The organism is Aquirufa beregesia (assembly GCF_011090385.1).
GTDB lineage: Bacteria > Bacteroidota > Bacteroidia > Cytophagales > Spirosomataceae > Aquirufa > Aquirufa beregesia.
On sequence record NZ_SEWW01000001.1, the window covers coordinates 223,722 to 245,322 of the forward strand.

The 21,601-nt window shown below is 39.2% G+C and carries 9 protein-coding genes; 8 read left to right on the forward strand and 1 reads right to left on the reverse strand.

Annotated features, from left to right (window positions below; all coding sequences use genetic code 11):
- Positions 1–25: 25 nt before the first annotated feature.
- On the forward strand, positions 26–11,023 hold the full coding sequence (locus EWU23_RS00975; protein WP_205753045.1) for an Ig-like domain-containing protein: 10,998 nt from the start codon (positions 26–28) through the stop codon (positions 11,021–11,023).
- A gap of 84 nt (positions 11,024–11,107) precedes the next feature.
- Positions 11,108–12,421 (forward strand): FAD-binding protein, encoded by a 1,314-nt coding sequence (locus EWU23_RS00980; protein WP_166227909.1) that lies wholly within the window; start codon positions 11,108–11,110, stop codon positions 12,419–12,421.
- Positions 12,422–12,437: 16 nt separating this feature from the next.
- Here the strand turns inward: EWU23_RS00980 and EWU23_RS00985 are convergent, their stop codons facing one another.
- Positions 12,438–14,546 carry an outer membrane protein assembly factor BamB family protein gene (locus tag EWU23_RS00985; protein WP_166227911.1) on the reverse strand — a complete coding sequence of 703 codons (2,109 nt, stop codon included), beginning with the start codon at positions 14,544–14,546 and terminating at the stop codon, positions 12,438–12,440.
- Between the two features lie 214 nt (positions 14,547–14,760).
- On the opposite strand from EWU23_RS00985, the gene rhaT reads away from it, so the two are divergent.
- From rhaT to leuB, 6 genes are all read left to right on the forward strand, one after another.
- Entirely contained in the window at positions 14,761–15,810 is a 1,050-nt protein-coding gene (gene rhaT, locus EWU23_RS00990; RefSeq protein ID WP_166227913.1) for an L-rhamnose/proton symporter RhaT, read from the forward strand.
- On the forward strand, positions 15,811–16,842 hold the full coding sequence (locus EWU23_RS00995; protein ID WP_166227916.1) for a GntR family transcriptional regulator: 1,032 nt from the start codon (positions 15,811–15,813) through the stop codon (positions 16,840–16,842). It abuts the gene before it with no gap.
- A gap of 120 nt (positions 16,843–16,962) precedes the next feature.
- On the forward strand, positions 16,963–18,366 hold the full coding sequence (leuC, locus tag EWU23_RS01000; protein ID WP_166227918.1) for a 3-isopropylmalate dehydratase large subunit: 1,404 nt from the start codon (positions 16,963–16,965) through the stop codon (positions 18,364–18,366).
- Between the two features lie 20 nt (positions 18,367–18,386).
- A complete protein-coding gene (leuD, locus tag EWU23_RS01005; RefSeq protein WP_166227920.1) occupies positions 18,387–18,977 on the forward strand; it encodes a 3-isopropylmalate dehydratase small subunit in 591 nt (196 codons plus the stop codon).
- A 25-nt stretch (positions 18,978–19,002) separates the two neighbouring features.
- Positions 19,003–20,496 (forward strand): alpha-isopropylmalate synthase regulatory domain-containing protein, encoded by a 1,494-nt coding sequence (locus tag EWU23_RS01010; protein WP_166228993.1) that lies wholly within the window; start codon positions 19,003–19,005, stop codon positions 20,494–20,496.
- A gap of 18 nt (positions 20,497–20,514) precedes the next feature.
- Positions 20,515–21,588 carry a 3-isopropylmalate dehydrogenase gene (gene leuB / locus EWU23_RS01015; protein WP_166227923.1) on the forward strand — a complete coding sequence of 358 codons (1,074 nt, stop codon included), beginning with the start codon at positions 20,515–20,517 and terminating at the stop codon, positions 21,586–21,588.
- Positions 21,589–21,601: the final 13 nt, after the last annotated feature.

A 21,601-nucleotide genomic window follows, 5' to 3' on the forward strand; every position in this document is an offset into this window, starting at 1 on the left:
TCTGTCCTTATTGTATTTTGTGCTAATGTCATCCCTTGTTCCGGCTTTTGCACAATTTCCCCTTGATTTGCTGAATTTAACAGCCTCATCACCCGCAAGTGTGGCTTTTTCTGTTAGAAAATTGAGTACTTCTTATACAGGAAAGATTATGCAAGTTCGAAGAGCTAGTGATCATGCAACTGTCGATATTGGTTTTGATTCAAACAGTGAACTGAGTGGGTCAAGTATTTGTACCGTGATATCTGCTGGTAGTTCTGGTTTAAGTCTTGGAGCAACGCTATCATTTGCTAGCTTTTATGCAGGTACAGATGTATTTGTTAGTATTTGGTATGATCAATCGGGTAATAGTAATCATTTAACCCAGATTACGGCAAGTAATCAACCTCAATTAGTGAGTTCTGGTAGCCTCATTTTAGAGGGAAATAAGCCCTTTTTGCGTTTTTCAGGTACTATTTCCGGCACAGATTATAAATCATTAGCTCTTGCTAGTGCTTTGTCTACCAACGCACTAGTAATGGCGGTGAATAAGTTCCAATCTAGTGGTTCTGGATTTTTATTGGGAGATGCAGCAAATAATAACTGGAATTCTGGATCATCTAGTAATTTATTATTTAGCCCAACTTTGGCATCAAGTTCTATTAGAAATGGGGCAATTAATCAAAATGGAATCAATATTCCCACAACTTCTGCTGTTTGGAATACCACATTAGGAATAAATTCAGTACAAGCTCAAACGGCTAATTCTGGTACAACTTGGGATAATATTGGTAGGGATCGCTTAAATGAGCACACTACTGGAGGTGGAGGTTGGTCTGAGCTGATTTCGTTCCCGTCTAGTTTAAGTATGGCCGATCGGATTAAAGTTGAATTAACAGAAAATAGCTATTTTGGCATTCCAATTATTGAAATTAATTCAACAGGTTTTTCAACTTGTTCAGAGAAATTTACGATTACAGGTAAAGGATTAACGGCTAATATTGTTGTTACAGCACCAACAGGATATACGGTTTCTACCAGCCTTTCTGGAACTTACACCTCTTCGGTAACTTTAACTCAGTCAGGGGGTGTCGTAAATGAAAGTACTATTTATGTCAAACAAACAACAGGAGGGGCAGGCAATATTGTTATTTCCTCTACAGGTTTTACCAGTCAAAATTTAGCCATAGTTAATGCTTTACCCAACGCACCAACACAATCTGTTGGAAGCGTATCCACCAATCTGCAATTTACATATGCCTCTTCAAACAGTTCAAGAGGATTGGTTTTTAATCCTCTAAATTCCTATTTATATAGCCCCAAAGTAAGTGATGCCCCAGTTATTCAAGTTTATTCTATCTCAGGAACTCTTATTACTGCCTCAAGTAGTATGCCGATTGGGGGACTTTCTAATAGTGCAATATCTTCATTAACTGTTGATAATTTAGGGAATGTGTACGTAGTTATGCCCCAAGCCAATGGTGTTGTTAAAATGGAATATGGGACTAACACTTTGAGTGTATTTGCCTCTATTACTAGCCCACAAGGCTCTGCCGTAGATAGTAACAATAATGTCTATGTAACCACTACAGGTAATGTTATTTACAAAATTACCCCAAGTGGGGTAGTTTCTACTTTTTGTAACGATTCACAAATAAATAATGCATTTGGGATATGTTTTGATCCTGATGGAAATATGTATGTGGCGAATCGAGGTGCAGCCAATATTTTAAAAATTGGTCCTACTGGTACTAGCGTTTCTGTTTATGCCTCCTCTGTTAATACCAACATTGCGGACTTAATTCGTGATTCGAATGGAAATTTGTATTATCCCATTTTTGCAAGTTCTATTATACGAAAAGTAGCAACAGATAGAACAATTTCATCATATGCTTCGGGTATTACAACTCCACAGGGCATGACATTTGATGCACAAGGATCAATCTATGTGGCAGGCAATGGGTCTTCTACTAAAAGTATCTATAAAATAACTCCACCAAGTCCAAATTCCATATGTAGTTCTGGTACCATGAATTTAGCAATTTCAGCTACTAGTGGACTAGTTGTTGGCGATTGGTATTCAAATTCATCTGGCGGCTCAGCGCTTTTTACAGGAACCAATGCAATAACCACTCCATCTACCAGTACTCCACTTATTTATTATGTTGAAAGCCGTAATAGTACGACTGGATGTGTTTCTAATACTAGAACAAAAATTGTTGCCCCTGTCAATGGTCTTGAAAGTATAACAGCAGGAAGTGCTTGTGAAACAACTTCGGCTAATTTAGCTGCCATAGGTACCACAGGTACAGTAAAGTGGTATGATGCTTTAAGTGGTACAAATTTGTTGGGAAGTGGGGCAACCTTTTCAACTCCTTCACTTTCATCAACTACAACTTTTTATGCACAAGCAGCTGCTACTAGTTGTCCAGAAAGTAGCAGAACTACGGTTATAGCAACTAGCATTCCACTTCCAAGCATTACATTGTCCTCCATTGCTTCAGTTTATCGATCATCAACTAGTTTTTCAATTCCTTATACTGCTATAACAAATTCTCCAGATCAGTATTCATTAACTACTGGAACTACCGCATTAAGTGGCTTTACGGCATTGACAAACTCGAGTTTGGTTTCTAGCCCAATTTCTGTGGGGATTCCAGTTAATTCAGCTCTCAATACATATAATTTCAATTTTTCAGTTAGGAATTCGGGAACAGGGTGTATCGCACCTACCTCTACATTTAATTTGGTGGTAAATGACATTCCGCCTTCAGGATTGACTTATTCTACTCCAGCTACTTTTTATCGGGGAGAGAATGCAACAAGTATTAGTCCTACTGTCACAGGATCAAATATTGTTTATTCAATAAACCCAGCTTTACCAACAGGATTAGCCTTAGATATTAATACTGGTATTATTAGTGGTACACCCACTAGTATTGTTGCTTCATCTACTTATGTGGTAACGGCCACCAATTCTGGAGGTTCTACCACATATAATTTACATGTAGAAGTTGTTCAAGGTGCTGCAGTTAAATTTATTATTACAGGTACTGGAACTCAAACAGCTGGAGCATCGCAGAACATTACGATTACAGCAGTAGATGTACTAGGTGAGACCGTTACAGCATATACAGGTGTTAAAAGTTTAGTTTTTTCTGGAGCGAATAGTTCCTCATCACCATCGACTGCACCAAAAGTAGGAAGCACTGACTTTGGTACAGCAACAAGCCTTACTTTCAGTAATGGTGTAGCTACAACTACATTAATACTATACAAAGCAGAAACGGCAAACATTGTAGCTTCCCAAGGTACAATTAGTACAACAGGATCTGATCGTTTGACAGTTATCGTTGGCCCATCAGGTATGAGTAAATTGGCTGTTAGTTTAACAGACCCTCAAACATCTGGCACCGCCTTTACAGGCACGAATACTTTAACGGCACAAGATGCTTATGGTAATACGGTAACAGGCTTTAGTGCAGCAACGAATAACGTAACCGTGACATCAAGCTTAACAGGTACTATTACGGGCTTATCAGGCACGGATAAATTAAGTAGTGCCGGCGACTTTAGTAGTGGAGTAGCGAGCTTAAGCAGCTTAGGCTTGAAGTTCACAGGCACATCAGGTTCAGGGACGTTTACTTTTACTCCAACTACAGGTACAGCAGTTACAAGTTCAAGTATTCTAATTAATCCTGGCTCAGCAACTAAATTTGTGTTAACAGGTACTGCATCACAAACTGCCGGAAGCTCTCAAAATGTAACAGTTACAGCTAAAGATGCCAATGATAATATTGCAACAACTTATACTGGTTCTCATTCAATAGTATTTTCAGGAGCCAATGGTTCCCTTAATCCAAGCACATCACCAACGTTTGCAGGGACTGTTTTTGGAACAGGAACTAGTTTAACGTTTACTAATGGTGTGGCAACAGGTCCAATGGTCTTGTACAAAACTGAATTAGCAACAGTGATTGGAAGTGATGGAACTATACATTCAAATTCTGGAGGTAGCTTACTTGTGACAGTCAGTTCAGCGGCCTTTGCAAAATTATCTTTAAGCTTAACGAGCCCCCAAGTGAGTGGCACCGCCTTTAGTGGCAGCAATAGCTTAACGGCCTTGGATGCCTATGGAAATACAGTAACTAGCTTTGATGCCAGTAGCAATAACATTACAGTAAGCACGAGCTTAAGTGGAGCAATTTCAGGCTTATCAGGCACGACTAAATTAAGTAGTGCCGGCGACTTTAGTAATGGAGTAGCTAACTTGACAAGCTTAGGCTTGAAATATACGGGAGCGGTAGGTTCAGGCACCTTCACGTTTAGTCCAGCTACAGGAACAGCAGCAACGAGCGGCAATGTGACAATCGGAGCAGGAGTGGCTAGTAAGTTTATCATTACCGGAACTGGCACCCAAACGGCAGGAGGGACACAAAACATCACGATTACGGCGAAAGATGCGAGTGGAAATACAGCGACAACCTACAGTGGAGCTAAGTCCATCACATTCAGTGGCGCGAATGCCTCGAGCAGTCCAGTGACGAATCCAACGGTAGCAAGTACGGACTTTGGCACAGCGACAAGCCTTACTTTCAGCAATGGAGTAGCCACGGTGAGCATGGGCTTATTCAAAGTAGAGTCGGCACAGATTGTAGCTACCGATGGATTGGTGAGCACAAGTGGATCAGATCGCTTGAGTGTAACCGTGAGTCCAGCCACCTTCAGCAAATTAGCTTTGAGCTTGACCGGACCACAGATCAACGGAGTAGCGTTTACAGGAACTAATAGCTTAACAGCACAAGATGCCTATGGCAATACAGTAACGAGCTTTGATGCCAGCAGCAATAACATTACAGTAAGCACGAGCTTAAGTGGAGCAATCACAGGCTTATCAGGAACGAATAAATTAAGTAGTGCCGGCGACTTTAGTAGTGGAGTAGCGAGCTTGACGGGCTTAGGCTTGAAATATACGGGAGCGGTAGGTTCAGGCACCTTCACGTTCACCCCAGTGAGCGGAACGGCAGTGACGAGTGGAAGTATAGACATCAATAGTGGTTCTGCGAATAAGTTTATCATTACAGGAACAGGTACTCAAACGGCAGGAACAAGTCAAACGCTTACGATTACAGCGAAAGATGCGCAAGGCAATACAGTAACAACATATACAGGAGCTAAGAGCTTAACCTTCTCAGGCGCAAATAGTTCCTCATCACCAGTGACAACAGCAAAAGTAGGAAGCACTGACTTTGGTACAGCAACAAGCCTTACTTTCAGCAATGGAGTAGCGACAGCTAGTATGAGTTTATACAAAGTAGAGTCTGCTTCGATTAGTGTGACAGACGGAAGCTTAACTGCGAGTGGAGGAGGAGAATTAGCAGTGAGCGTATCGGTAGGATCATTTGCTAAGTTTAGCCTAGCTATGTCAGACCCTCAAACATCTGGCACCGCCTTTACAGGCACGAATACTTTAACGGCACAAGATGCTTATGGTAATACGGTAACAGGCTTTAGTGCAGCAACGAATAACGTAACCGTGACATCGAGCTTGACTGGAAGCATTACGGGCTTATCAGGCACGGATAAATTAAGTAGTGCCAGCGACTTTAGTAGTGGCGTAGCGAACTTAAGCAGCTTAGGCTTGAAGTTCACAGGCACGTCAGGTTCAGGGACGTTTACCTTTAGTCCAGCTACCGGAGCACCAGTAACTTCTGGTTCTATCACGTTAAATTCTGGAGCTGCAACAAAATTGATTATCACGGGCAGTGGAAGTCAAGTAGCAGGAGCAAGTCAAACGATTACGATTACGGCGAAAGATGCGAGTGGCAATACAGCGACAACCTACAGTGGAGCTAAGTCCATCACATTCAGTGGCGCGAATGCCTCGAGCAGTCCTGCGACAAGCCCAACGGTAGCAAGTACGGACTTGGGTACAGCGACAAGCCTTACTTTCAGCAATGGAGTAGCTACAGCTACTTTAGCACTTTACCGTGCAGAATCAGCCACAGTGGCAGTTAGTGATGGTTCATTGGTCGCTACAGGTTTAGATCGACTAAGTATCACGGTAGGAGAATCCAGCTTAAGTAAATTTGCCTTAAACTTTAGTTCTCCGCAAAATAGTGGAGTGGCCTTTACATCAACCAATACAATTACAGCGCAAGATGCCTATGGAAATACAGTAACAGGCTTTAGTGCAGCAACGAATAATGTAACAGTGACATCAAGCTTGACTGGAAGCATTACAGGCTTATCTGGAACAAACAAACTAAGTGGTGCAGGAGATTTTGTCAATGGAGTAGCCAATGTTGCTAATACCCTTATTTTTACTGGTAATACAGGAAATGGCACATTTACTGCTACTGCAACAACCGGTGGAGCGACTGGATCAAGCCTTGTGACCATTGGTGCAGGAAGCGCTACAAAATTGATCATCACAGGCAGTGGAAGTCAAGTAGCAGGAGCAAGTCAAACGATTACGATTACGGCGAAAGATGCGAGTGGCAATACAGCGACAACCTACAGTGGAGCTAAGTCCATCACATTCAGTGGTGCGAATGCCTCGAGCAGTCCAGTGACGAATCCAACGGTAGCAAGTACGGACTTGGGCACAGCAACAAGCCTTACTTTCAGCAATGGAGTAGCGAGTGCGAGCTTGAGCTTGTTCCAAGTAGAATCAGCGATGATAGCAGCCACAGATGGAAGCATCGTAGCTGCAGGCTCAGACCGCTTATCGGTATCTGTAAGCGCAGGGTCATTCAGTAAAATGACAGTGAGCTTAACGAGCCCCCAAGTGAGTGGCACCGCCTTTAGTGGCAGCAATAGCTTAACGGCCTTGGATGCCTATGGAAATACAGTAACTAGCTTTGATGCCAGCAGCAATAACATTACAGTAAGCACGAGCTTAAGTGGAGCAATCACAGGCTTATCAGGAACGAATAAATTAAGTAGTGCCGGCGACTTTAGTAATGGAGTAGCTAACTTGACAAGCTTAGGCTTGAAATATACGGGAGCGGTAGGTTCAGGCACCTTTGTCTTTACTCCAACATTTGGTGGTTCAACAACAAGTTCTAATGTTAGTTTTAATCCTGGTGTATCTTCACGTTTATTACTATCTCCGATTTCTTCTTTTTCTGCAGGAACTTTACAGTCGTTAACAGTTTCATTAGTGGATGCATCAGGTAACCCTGTCAATGCGGATGAAAATGGCCGAATATCTTTGACTGTAAAAACGGGATCAGGTTCCATTTTAGGTACTATTTCAGCAAATATGCTGTCAGGTCAAAATTTGGTTATATTTACTAATTGGTCATATATTAAAAGTGAATCTGGAATAGTAATTGCTGCATTAGCCAGTTCATTAAATACCAGTAATTTAACTGGTAAAATTGGAGAGTCCAATGCATTTTTAGTCTCGCCTGGAGTACCATACAAATATTCTGTTAGGTCAACACAATCTACTACTAGAGCAGGAAGCTCATTTATAGTAAAGGTATTAGCTAAAGATATGTATGGGAATTTATGTTCCAATTTGTCTGGAGCCCAATTAATTAAATTTTTAGGGGCTAAAATAGCTCCAAATGGAAAAGATAATCCTATGGCTGGTTTAGTCACTTTTACGCCATTTTCTTCTTCTATTTTACCTAATTTAAAAGTTGAATGGAGTAAAAAATTGCCTAATATTTTTACTGTATTGAATATCTCTACTAGTAAAGCCAATGTGGCAAATTCAATTTTGAATATAGTGCAGAGTGGTTTGAATGCATTTGGTTCCAGCTTTTCAGTTGATTTTGTCAATGGAGAAGCTAATGTTCAATTAATTTTAGTTAATGCTGAACTAGCCAATTTGGAAGCTATAAACCCGACAAGTACTTTAACCATTAGTGATGATGATAAATTATTAATGAATGTAACCGAAAGTGATTTTTTAACTTTCCAATATTATTTTGATGAAAAGCAAGATGCTGGGAAAGTAATTTCTGGCTATATGAAGGCAGTAGATATTTACGGAAATACAATAACTAATTTTAATGCTGCTGTTAATCCAGTAACTATAATAGCGAAGTTGATTGTTGGCGGAGTAGTTAATGATCAAAGAGTTATTATTCTAAATAAATCAACTGATTATATTAACGGAGTTGCCTATTTTTCTATTTTAGGTAATTTATTTCCTAGTGCATTGTCTGGTTCAATTCAATTAGAAATTATTCCAAACTCTGGCAATACTGTTCAAACTCCCCAAATTGTTTTAATCCCACTTGATACAGATGGAGATAGTGTATCGGATGAACAAGAGTTAATAGATAAGACCGACTTGAACGATGGCTGTTCTTATTTGATGAGTTCGTTTGTCATGTCGAAAGCTTCATCTGCATGGAAAGCGCTGGATTGTGATGGTGACGGTTCTGCTAACGGAACAGACGTCGAGCCTTCTAATGCCTGTTCAGGCGGAGTGGCAGGTTATATTCCACCAAAAGGAAGTATTGGATATGCCAAATATTTTGCTGGCGACTGCGATAGCGATGGTATTTCGAATGAAATGGAATGTAACGGAGGATATTTAGGAACCGGTACTTGCCAAGACTTTGATTCAGACGGTATACCAAACTTCTTGGATCCAGATTCGGATAATGATGGTATCCTAGATATGATCGAGAAGAATATGGATAGCGATGGAGATGGCGATGCCAACTACCTGGATTTAGATTCGGACAATGACGGTATTTTAGATACTCAAGAAAGATCACCCGATACCGATGGAGATGGCATCATGAACTTCCTTGATGTAGATTCAGATAATGACGGTATTTTGGATGCTTGGGAAGGAACAGATAATAAGCGAGGAACCATTGATGATAACTACGATGGCCGTGTAGATAAAAATGGCTCAGCTCCCGATGTGAACGGAAACGGATTAGCAGATTTCTTAGAAGGTAACCCAGCTCCAGTACCAGATACAGATACAGATGGCACACCAGATTATATCGACCTAGATTCTGATGGAGATGGTGTTGCGGATAAAATCGAATTAACCAATGACCCAGATAAGGACGGAAGACCAAACTACCGCGATAAAGATTCGGATGGAGACTGGTTAGGAGATAGCGATGAACGAGATACGGACAACGACGGAGACCGTATCGCCAATTACCTAGATGATGATTCGGATGGCGACGGTATTCCAGATGCTTGGGAAGGAAAAGATAAGTGTAGAGAATGCACTAATACCAATGATGACAATGACAATGGTTGGGATGATCGAGGAGAATACAAAGCGGTGATAGATTCGGACAAAGATGGATCACCAGACTTCTTAGACCTAGATTCAGATAATGACTGCATCCGTGACGGTGTTGAAGGTGGCGCAGATTGGGATCAAGATAAATTGGCCAACTTCCGAGATACGGATTCTGACGGAGATGGTATTTTAGATCTAGTTGAAGTAGGCGATTGTAATAAACCATGGGATACCGATGGCGATGGTTTGAAAAACTTCGAGGATACTGATTCAGATGGAGATGGAATTCCAGATAGCATTGAAGCCGGAAAAGATTTATCGAAACCTGTTGATACGGATGGAGATGGTATTGCAGATATGTTAGAATTGGATGCGGATAATGATACCATTCCAGATAAAGTGGAAGTAGGTAGCGATGTGTGGAAACCATTGGATTCGGATACTGATGGGAAGTATGACTTCCGGGATACCGATTCAGATAATGATACGGTATCTGACAAGTTAGAAGTGGGCCCAAATCCAAACATGCCAAGAGATACAGATAAAGATGGTAGTATGGATTATTTGGATTTAGAAAGTGATGGAGACGGTATTTTGGATTCCTTAGAAGCTGGTAAAAAGGGTGATAGTCCTTTGGATAGTGATCAAGATGGTCTGTTTGATTTCCAAGATACTGATTCGGATAACGATGGTATGTTAGATAGTATTGAGGTAGGTGCTGATGTCAACAATCCCTTGAATACAGATGGTGATACCCATACAGATGGAACACCGAAATACGATTACCGTGATACCGATTCAGATAATGATGGTATCCCTGATTTCATAGAAGCAGGAGCTAATCCATTGAAACCTCAGGATTCTGATGGTGATAACCTTCCAGATTACCGTGAATTGGATGCGGATAATGACGGAATCCCAGATAGTGTAGAAGCAGGCAAAGATCCAATGATTCCTGTAGATACGGATAAAGATGGTCAAGCAAACTACACCGATACTGATTCGGACAATGATACGATCTCCGATAAAATTGAGGCAGGAGATAGCCCTAGAGTACCAGTGGATACCGATAAAGATAGCTTGCCAGATTATTTGGATTTAGACACTGATGGAGATACTATTCCAGATAAAGTGGAGGTAGGATCAGATCCAAGTAGACCAGTAGACACGGATAAAGATGGTATATATGATTTCCGTGATTTGGATTCTGATAGCGATGGTATTCCAGATAAGATGGAAGCTGGTCTAAATCCCAATATCCCAGATGATACCGATGGAGATGGTTTAGCAGATTACCGCGATATAGATTCGGATAATAACGGAATCTCGGATAAGGAAGAAGTGGGTCCAGACCCATTGCATCCAATTGATACTGACGGAGATGGAGTACCAGACTACAAAGATCCAGATGATGATGGAGATAGTATCCCAGATAAATTGGAGGATGATTTGAACTACGGAGCTTTACCAGATTGCGATAAAGATGGAATACCTAATAGTAAGGATAAGGATATTTGCGAACCATTTGTGACGCAAGGATTCTCACCTAATGGGGATGGAATCAACGATAAGTTTGTGATTCCAGGAATCATGAGCATGCCAAGCCACCATCTAAGCATCTTTAACCGTTGGGGTAATATTGTTTACGAAACCGACAATTATAAAAATGATTGGGGTGGAGAGATATCTAAACAAGCATCATTTGTTTCAGGCGATGGAAGAATAGCTGATGGAGTTTACTTTTATTTTATTGATTTTAAAGGGGTTAAGTCTAATGTTCAATCATTTATTTACGTTAATCACATGAAATAGGTAGATGTGTCCTACTATTTTTTTTGATTAAAAATATAATAAATGGAATATTTAGTAGATTGATTCTTATTAAAATATTCAAAAATGGACCGTCAAGAATTTATTAAGAAATCCAGTATCCTTTTTATGTCCAGTCAAATTCATTTTCCAGCTACTTCTGAAACTAATTGGGCAGGGAATTTGACCTATTCAGCCAAAAAAATAGTGTATCCCACCAATATTAATGAGTTAAGAAAAGAGGTATTGGCGGCTCAACAACCCAAAGCTCTAGGATCTAAACACTCATTCAATACTATAGCTAATACCAATGATACTTTAATCTCGACTTCCAAGCTTGATAAATTGATTTCCATTGATCGTCAGAAGATGTGGGTTTGGGTTGAAGCTGGAATAAAGTATGGAAATCTAGGTTTGTTGCTGGATAAAGAAGGTTTTGCTCTACATAATTTAGCTTCATTACCTCATATTTCTGTGTCTGGAGCTTGTGCCACAGCAACTCATGGTTCTGGAGATAAAAATGGTAATTTGTCATCTGCCGTTCGTGGCATTGAAATGATGAAATCAGACGGAAGCTTGGAACGATGGGAGCAAGGCTATCCTGAATTTAATGGAGTAGTAGTGAATATCGGAGCCTTAGGTATTGTGACCAAAATGGCCTTAGCCATACAACCCACGTTTGAAGTAAGTCAATTTGTCTTTGAAAATTTGTTGATGAATCAATTGAAAGATCATTTCAATGAAATTTATCAAGAAGGCTATTCGGTTAGCATGTTTACTCACTGGGAAAATAAGAATATCAATCAGTTGTGGATCAAGAAAAGATCGGATGCCAAAAATATTCATCCAGTAAAAGAATATTTTGGAGGAAAAGCCGCTACTACACACTTACACCCCATTAAAATTAATTCTCCTGTTAATTGCACGGAGCAAATGGGCATTTCTGGACCATGGTATGAACGTTTGCCTCATTTTAAAATGGGTTTTATACCCAGTAATGGTGCGGAATTGCAAGCAGAATATTTTGTGCCAAGGAAATTTGCTTATCAAGCCATTATGGCCGTGGAAGCCATACATTCCATATTTGCACCTTATTTATTTGTTACCGAAATTAGAAGCATAGCAGCAGATGACCTTTGGTTAAGTCCTGCATATCAACAAGATATGATTGCCATTCACTTTACGTGGAAGCCTGATACGCAACATGTGCTAGCTGTATTGCCTAAAATTGAAGCAGCTTTGGAGCCATTTGAAGTGAAACCTCATTGGGGTAAATTATTTACCATGAGTCCTCAGAAATTGCATTCTCGTTATCCTAAATTCAAGGATTTTCAAGCCCTAGCCAAGCGCTTAGATCCACAAGGACATTGGAGAAATGATTTTTTGAAAAGAAATTTATAAGGGCAATTTGTTTGAATTAAGGAAGAGCAAAGGCTACATATTGGTTATTTTTAGGTGTACCTAATTTAGTTCCTCCACAAGCTATCACGATAAATTGTTTTCCTCCTACCATATAAGTAGATGGGGTGGCAAACCCTGCAGCAGGTAAATTTATTTCCCAGACAAGTTTACCTGTTTTTGATTCAAAAGCCCTGAATTTACCGTCTTTGGTAGCTGCTATGAATAATAACCCATTGGCAGTAACTAGTGGCCCACCATAATTTTCTATGCCTGTATTTTTGATTCCTTTTTTAGCTAATTCTACATCTTCACCCAATGGGATTTTCCATAAATACTCTCCAGTGTTCATATCTATCGCATTCAATGTACCCCAAGGTGGTTTAATTCCAGGTCTACCTTTTGAATCCAAGAATTTATTGTAGCCTGTCATTCGGTAAGGAATATTAGCTTGTTGAGCTGAATTTTGACTGCTAATTTCTTGTTTGTCTTCATTCCCTAAAAAAGATAATATGGATTCAATCTCACTATTTTTTAATTGAGTAAACCCGGGCATCATTCCTTTGCCTTGTTGGATAATTTGTTTGACAAATACTTTATCTCTTCTTTTAAAAATATCCACTAATGAAGGGTATCCACTCAGGCTATTTCCGAGTAATTCAGCACCATGACAATTTTGGCAATAGTTCTGATAAAGTCTTTTGGCTGCACTAATTTTTTGCTTTGCCTTTTCAGCTTGGTTCTCCATTTTTTGAACCCAGGCCATTTCATTGCTATTGACATATAGAATACCTTTATCTGGATCAGCAGCTGCTCCTCCCCATTCTCCTCCTCCATCAAATCCTGGAAGAATTAATGTGCCCACTTCACTAGGTGGGGCATACCATTGCTTTTTAAATTGTTTTAAGTTTTCACGTAGTTCCTGCTGGTTTTCGGCATATGGACTTAGGTCTAGATGACTGATTTCGTACGACTGGCGTGCATAGGGCGCAGGTTTGCTAGGAAAAGGTTGGCTTGACCAAGGTTTTTCACCAGACAAGCCTAGTGTAGATACTTTCTTTTCTATGATTGGGAAAAGTGGTTTTCCTGTCGTTCTTTCAAATAGAAATACAAAACCTTGTTTAGAAATCTGAGCTACAGCATCCAGGTACTTTCCTTGATGTTTTACTCGGATTAAATTTGGTGGTGCTGGTAAATCCCGATCCCATAAATCGTGATGTGTAGTTTGAAAATGCCACATACGTTTTCCTGTTTTGGCATCCAAAGCAATCAAACAATTGGAAAATAAATTGCTCCCCGGTCTATTTCCTCCCCAGAAATCATATCCAGCAGAACCTGTAGGAACAAAAATAATCCCTCTTTTTTCATCTACAGCCATTCCTGCCCAATTATTGGCAGCTCCCACATAGTTGTTTTTATAGGCATCTTTTGGAAAACTGGTATATCCATATTCTCCAGGATAAGGAATGGTATGGAAAGTCCAGACTAATTTTCCAGACCTAACATCAAAGGCCCTAATATCTCCAGGAGCGGCATCTTCGCCTTCTGAAAGTCGGAGTGGCATGATGATTAAATTTTGATAAATACTACCTGGAGTATTGGAGACTAGAAATTTGTTTTGGGCTATTTCAGGCAATCCCGTGTGTAGATCTATTTTTCCACCCTGACCAAATGAAAGGATGGGTTTACCTGTTTTAGCATTTAATGCCCATAAATTGGGACCTGCGGTATACAATATTCTAGCTTCTTGCCCATTGGTCCAATAACTGACTCCGCGACTGGTACTAGCCCAATTTTTTAAGGGATCTCCAAATCGCCAAAGTTCTTTTCCCGTGGCGGCATCTAAAGCAAAGGCTTGAACGGAGGCATTGACACTATATAAAATTCCGTTTATGATGATTGGGTTGGCTTGTATTTGTCCTGAATCACCACTGGCGTATGTCCATGCTACTTGTAGTTGATTCACATTTTCTAAGGTAATCTGACTTAATTGGGAATAATGGTTTCGGTCAGATCCACCCAAATAGGAAGGCCAATCTTCGTTGGATTGTATTGCTAAAAATGAGCTGCCCAAGAGGAAAACCAATAATGCTACTAAGGCTGAAAGATGAGGTATTTTATTTTTCATAGGCTTAATTTAATAATAAATAGTACTTTCATTAGCCTGACTTGAATTGTTTTTATCAATTCTTCTGTTACATTAGCGAGCTAAATTTTGGGTAATAACTCTTGATTAGTTGATTTAAAGGCTAAATATATCAGGGTGTTTATTTTTAAGGATTAGAAAAGTATCAATTTTCGCTTTTGTAGGAATTTTTCAAAATAAATAATTTAAAGATCAAATGGGTTCATTATTAGGTTTATTGTTTCACAGTTTGGGAGGTTTTGCTTCAGGCAGTTTTTATATCCCATATCGTAAGATAGAAGTATGGTCTTGGGAAAGTGCCTGGATAGTGGGAGGGGTGTTTTCTTGGATATTGGTTCCCTTTGTGGCGGCATATTTAACCATTCCTGATTTTATGCAGATTATTCAGCAGGCGAACTCAAGTACATTATTCTGGACCTATGCTTTTGGTGTATTATGGGGAATAGGTGGATTAACCTTTGGTTTGGCCATGCGCTATTTGGGAATGTCCTTAGGGATGTCCATTGCTTTAAGTTTATGCAGTATTTTTGGGGCTTTGGTACCACCAATTTATCGTGAATTTTCAGGAATGGAGGGCATTACTTTTTCTCAAATTGCTGCTAGTACTGGTGGAAGACTCGTTTTATTAGGCATTGTAGTTTGCATCTTCGGGATTTACCTGTGCGGAAAAGCCGGAATGATGAAAGAAAATGAACTTTCTGATGAGCAGAAAAAGGAAAGTATCAAAGAGTTTAATTTAGTAAAAGGATTAATCGTTGCAACGATTTCAGGCTTATTGAGTGCTTGTTTTAATTTTGGTATTGAAGCTGGTAAATTGATGGCCAATGAAGCTATAATTAAAGGTTGCGACCCTTTATTTCAAAATAATGTTATTTTCATTGTGGTACTTTGGGGTGGATTTACTACGAATTTCATTTGGTGCATGTATTTAAATTTTTCCAATAAATCTTTTGGTGATTACCTAAATACTGAGTCTCCATTACGTAGAAATTATACTTTTGCGGCGGTAGCAGGTACTACTTGGTTTCTTCAATTCTTCTTCTATGGTATGGGAGAAAGTAAATTAGGTAATGGAGCAAGTTCATGGATATTACACATGGCGACCATTATTTTAACTTCCAATTTCTGGGGGCTCTATTTCAAAGAATGGAAAGGGGTTTCCCAACAAACCTTAAGGACAGTAATGGCGGGAATTGTTGTAATTTTGGTCTCTGTTATCATTGTCGGTATCGGTAATTCTTTATAAATGAGCCATTCTAATATTCTTGATGTCATCCATATCGATGAGTTTTCATCGACACCTAAATACCAGCAACTGGCCAATTCCATCATTGAAGGAATAAGAAACAAGCGGATTAAAAAGGGGGAAAGTTTACCATCAATTAATGAAGTTAGTTTTGAGTATTATATCTCCCGAATCACGGTAGAGAAGGGATATAACTATTTGAAATCCAAAGGGGTTATTGACTCGGTAAGAGGAAAGGGTTTTTTTATTAAAATAGATAAGCTTCCTGTAGATTTTCGCATCTTCCTCTTATTCAATAAGTTAAGTGGCCACAAGAAATTGGTGTATGATTCCTTTGTAGAAGCTATGGGGGAAAATGCCACCATTGATTTTTATATCTACAATAACGACTTCAACTTATTTAAAAAGATTATCCAATCCAGGGACCGAGATTATTCGCATATCGTGATTATTCCTCATTTTATGGAAGGGGAGCAAAGTGCTAGGGAGTTGATTAATCAATTGCCCAAAGAGAAATTGATTTTATTGGATAAATTATTACCTGGTATTCAAGGAAATTTTGGGGCAGTGTATGAAAACTTTGAAAAAGATATTTATTCAGCCTTGATTCAAGCCAAAGATGCTTTGAGTAAATACCATGTATTGAAAATGATTTTCCCCAATACTTCGTATTACCCCCAAGAGATTGTTACGGGTTTTACTAATTTTTGTAGGGATTTCGCCTTTGATATGGATATTGTATCATCTGCCAATGCGATAACTCCAGCAGTGGGTGAAGCTTATATCAATGTCATGGAGGATGATTTGATCATGCTGTTGGAGAAGATTCTGGAAAAAGAATTAATTCTTGGAGAAGATGTTGGACTGATTTCTTATAATGAAACACCGTTAAAAAGGTTGTTGTTTAAAGGGATAAGTACTATTTCTACCGATTTTGCTCAATTGGGCAGGACTGCTGCGGAATTAATTAAAACAAATTCCAAAGTACACATTGAAAATCCATTCTGTCTGATTTCAAGAGCCTCTTTGTAGGACTCGTTATGCCAAATTTTATATGGCAAATCTCTGTTTTTGAGCAATTAAACCTTTGAATTTCCTGAAAAAAGTAGCATTTTTGTAGCTTGATTCAAGTAATTATTTAATTCTATTATAATGAGCAATACTCCCAATACCCTTTTTGATAAAGTTTGGGACTCTCATGTCGTTCGTAAGATCGCAGATGGTCCAGACGTTTTTTTTATTGATCGTCACTTCATTCATGAAGTAACTAGTCCTGTTGCATTTTTAGGTTTAGAGACACGTGGTATCGGTGTATTATTTCCAGAGAAAACTTTTGCTACAGCTGATCATAATACTCCTACCATTAATCAGCATTTACCTGTAGAGGATCCTTTATCAGCTAATCAGTTATTGCAGTTGGAAAAAAATACAGGGAAATATGGTATTTCACACTGGGGTTTAGGAAATCCCAAAAATGGTATTGTTCACGTCGTAGGACCAGAAAACGGAATTACTTTACCTGGAATGACCATTGTTTGTGGAGATTCTCATACTTCTACGCATGGCGCTTTTGGTGCTATTGCCTTTGGTATTGGTACTTCAGAAGTTGAAATGGTACTTTCTTCTCAATGCATCATGCAGCCTAAGCCTAAGAAAATGATTATTAACGTCAATGGAACTTTAGGGAAAGGAGTAACTCCGAAAGATGTGGCATTGTATATCATTTCTAAATTAACTACTTCAGGTGCTACAGGTTATTTTGTCGAGTATGCAGGAGATGTATTCAGAAATATGTCCATGGAAGGTAGAATGACGGTGTGTAACCTTTCTATTGAAATGGGTGCACGTGGAGGTATGATAGCCCCTGACCAAACCACATTTGACTATATTGAAGGTCGCGAATTAGCTCCCAAAGGGGCTGATTGGGATAAGCAATTAGCTTATTGGAAGACTTTAAAAACAGACGAAGGTGCATTTTTTGATCAAGTGATTAATTTCAACGCATCAGATATTGAGCCCATGATTACTTATGGAACTAATCCGGGTATGGGTATGGGTATTTCTAAGCATATTCCTAAAGCTACTGAGGTAGAGGGTGGAGTAGCTACATATGAAAAATCCTTGGATTACATGGGTTTTGCCGAAGATGATGCTATGATCGGAAAGAAGGTAGACTATGTTTTCATTGGTTCTTGCACAAACGGTCGAATCGAGGATTTTAGAGCCTTTGCTTCTATTGTGAAAGGTCGTAAAAAGGCTGATAACGTGACTGCTTGGGTTGTTCCTGGTTCACACGTTGTAGAAAAGCAAATCAAGGATGAAGGTATTTTAGATATCCTTACAGAGGCGGGTTTTGAATTACGTCAACCTGGATGTTCGGCTTGTTTAGCGATGAATGATGACAAAATTCCAGCTGGAAAATACGCAGTGAGTACATCCAACCGTAATTTTGAAGGACGCCAAGGACCTGGCTCACGTACCTTATTGGCTAGTCCATTAGTTGCAGCAGCAGCAGCAGTAACCGGTGTAGTTACCGACCCAAGAGAGTTTTTATAAGTTGTTTAAATTAGACCATTATGGCTTACGATAGTTTTAGTGTATTAAAAAGTTCTGCAGTTCCATTACCTATTGAGAACGTAGATACAGATCAAATCATCCCAGCGCGTTTCTTAAAAGCAACAGAGCGTAAAGGATTTGATGATAATTTATTTAGAGATTGGAGATACGATAAAAATGATCAACCCAAAGCTGATTTCGTATTGAATAATCCTACTTACCATGGAAAGATTTTGGTAGGTGGTAAAAACTTTGGTTCAGGAAGTAGTCGCGAACACGCCGCTTGGGCGATATATGATTATGGTTTTAGATGTGTGGTATCTTCTTTCTTTGCCGATATTTTTCGCGGAAATGCTATTAACGTAGGTATCTTACCTGTACAAGTTAGTCCAGAGTTTTTGCATCAAATTTTTGAAGCCATTGAAAAAGACCCCAATGCTGAATTAGAAGTTAATTTACCGGAACAACGTATCAGCATTGTTTCTACAGGAGCTTCTGAAAGTTTTGATATCAATGGGTATAAAAAACATAATTTATTGAATGGTTTCGACGACATAGATTATTTACAAGCTATGAAAGACGAAATCGTTTCCTTTGCTTCCAATCGATAATTCCTTGAAACGTCATATTGAAATCATGGATACCACCCTTCGCGATGGTGAACAAACCAGTGGGGTATCCTTTTCTGCTAGTGAAAAATTAACCATAGCTCAATTGCTATTGACTGAATTAAAAGTCGATCGTATTGAGATTGCCTCGGCACGTGTGTCGGAAGGTGAATTTCAGGCTGTGAAAAAAATCACCGAATGGGCCACTAAAAATGGTCTTTTGGATAAAGTGGAAGTACTGACTTTTGTCGATGGGGGAACCTCTGTCAAGTGGATGTTGGATGCAGGGGCTAAGGTGATGAACTTATTGACCAAAGGTTCTTTAAATCATTTGACATTTCAATTAAAAAAGACTCCTGAGCAGCATTTTAATGAAGTGGAAGCCACGATTCGACTAGCCATTTCCAAAGGTTTGAAGGTGAATGTATATTTGGAAGATTGGTCAAATGGAATGCGTAATTCGAAAGAGTATGTCATTGCTTATCTTGACTTTTTGAGCACTTTACCTGTGGATCGTATTTTGTTGCCTGATACTTTGGGCATTTTAATACCCTCTGAAGTAGCTTCATTTATTTCGGAGTTGGTGGCGCGTTACCCTAAGGTTCATTTTGACTTTCATGCCCACAATGATTATGATTTAGGAACGGCTAATGCTTTAGAAGCCGTTAGAAATGGTGTACATGGTTTACACTTGACTGTGAATGGCATGGGAGAAAGAGCTGGAAATGCACCTTTGGCGAGTGTCATTGCCGTTATTAACGATTATCAAAAAGATGTAGAAGTATCTGTAGAAGAGAAATCATTATATTCAGTTAGTAAATTAGTAGAAACTTTTTCTGGATTCAGAATACCAGCCAATAAGCCTGTTGTAGGTGAAAATGTTTTCACTCAGACAGCTGGAATTCATGCGGATGGTGATAAAAAGAATAATTTATATCACAATGATTTGATGCCCGAGCGTTTTGGTCGTGAACGTAAATATGCTTTGGGTAAAACAAGTGGTAAAGCCAATATTGAAAACAATTTATTGCAATTGGGTATCCAACTTTCTGATGAAGATTTGAAAAAGGTTACTCAGCGTATCATTGAATTAGGTGATCGTAAGGAAGTGGTAACACCGAATGATTTACCTTATATCATTTCTGATGTATTGGATAGTTCGGCAATTGAGGAGCGAGTTCAAGTGCTGAATTATGTATTAACGCATAGTAAGGAATTACGTCCTTCAGTAACCTTAAAAATCTCCATTGACGGAAAAGTATACGAAGAGCATGCTCAAGGAGATGGTCAATACGATGCTTTTGTGAACGCATTAGAAATTATTTTCCAAAAGAACGGTAAGAAATTGGCACAATTGAAAGATTATGCTGTTCGAATTCCGCCAGGAGGTGATTCGGATGCACTTTGTGAAACCATCATTACTTGGTCACATCAAGGGAAAGAATTAATAACCCGTGGGTTAGATTGCGATCAAACAGTATCTGCCATTAAGGCAACTCAAAAAATGTTGAATTTGATTTAGTAACATACAATAATACAAATGGCTAAGAAGCATATTTTAATTGTTCCAGGTGATGGAATTGGACAAGAAGTAACCGCTGTAGGTAAAAAAGTTTTAGACAAGATCGCAGCACGATTTAATCATGAGTTTACTTATGACGAAGCATTAATTGGTCACGTAGCGATTGAGGCTACAGGAGATCCACTTCCTGCTGAATCATTGGAAAAAATGAGAAATTCGGATGCCATTTTATTTGGAGCAGTAGGTCATCCAAAATATGACAATGATCCATCAGCTAAGGTTCGTCCTGAGCAAGGATTATTAAAAATGCGTAAAGAACTAGGTTTATATGCCAATTTACGCCCAATTAAGTTATTTGATGAGCTTTTGGGAGCGTCTAGTATTAAACCCGAAATTTTAAAAGGTGCAGATATTTTGTTCTTCCGTGAATTAACTGGCGACATTTATTTTGGAGAGAAAGGTCGTAAAAACAATGGGGATACAGCCTATGATGTAGCCGAGTATAGCCGCTACGAAGTTCAACGTATTGGCCGTAAAGCGTTTGACGCTGCTAGAACCCGTCGTAAAAAATTAGTTTCCGTAGATAAAGCGAATGTATTGGAATCTTCTCGTTTGTGGAGAGAAGAAATTCAGAAATTGGCTTTGGAATATCCCGATGTAGAGGTAGAATACCAATTTGTGGATGCTACCGCTATGATTTTAATTAAAGAACCAACTCGTTTTGATGTGGTGGTTACTGCCAATTTATTTGGTGATATTTTGACTGATGAAGCATCTCAAATTGCAGGTTCTATGGGAATGTTAGCTTCAGCTTCTATCGGAGATGGTACAGGTGTATATGAGCCTATTCATGGTTCTGCTCATGATATTACCGGTAAAGGTTTAGCCAACCCTATGGCATCGGTTTTATCAGCAGCTTTATTATTGGATATATCTTTTGGTTTAAAAGAAGAATCTGAAGCTATTATTTCCGCTATTGATCAGGTATTGAAAAAAGGTTTTCGTACCAGAGATATTGCCGACAAAACGACTGATCCATCCATGATTTTAGGTACTGATGCTATCGGTGAAGAGATTTTGAAATTGCTTTAATTATAACATTATT

Excerpts from the sequence above, each read along its gene's own strand:
- leuC (WP_166227918.1), top strand. The coding sequence starts at position 16,963 with ATGAGCAATACTCCCAATACCCTTTTTGATAAAGTTTGGGACTCTCAT.
- EWU23_RS00995 (WP_166227916.1), top strand. The coding sequence starts at position 15,811 with ATGAGCCATTCTAATATTCTTGATGTCATCCATATCGATGAGTTTTCA.
- EWU23_RS00980 (WP_166227909.1), top strand. The coding sequence starts at position 11,108 with ATGGACCGTCAAGAATTTATTAAGAAATCCAGTATCCTTTTTATGTCC.
- leuB (WP_166227923.1), top strand. The coding sequence starts at position 20,515 with ATGGCTAAGAAGCATATTTTAATTGTTCCAGGTGATGGAATTGGACAA.
- rhaT (WP_166227913.1), top strand. The coding sequence starts at position 14,761 with ATGGGTTCATTATTAGGTTTATTGTTTCACAGTTTGGGAGGTTTTGCT.
- EWU23_RS00985 (WP_166227911.1), bottom strand. The coding sequence starts at position 14,546 with ATGAAAAATAAAATACCTCATCTTTCAGCCTTAGTAGCATTATTGGTT.
- EWU23_RS00975 (WP_205753045.1), top strand. The coding sequence starts at position 26 with ATGTCATCCCTTGTTCCGGCTTTTGCACAATTTCCCCTTGATTTGCTG.
- leuD (WP_166227920.1), top strand. The coding sequence starts at position 18,387 with ATGGCTTACGATAGTTTTAGTGTATTAAAAAGTTCTGCAGTTCCATTA.
- EWU23_RS01010 (WP_166228993.1), top strand. The coding sequence starts at position 19,003 with ATGGATACCACCCTTCGCGATGGTGAACAAACCAGTGGGGTATCCTTT.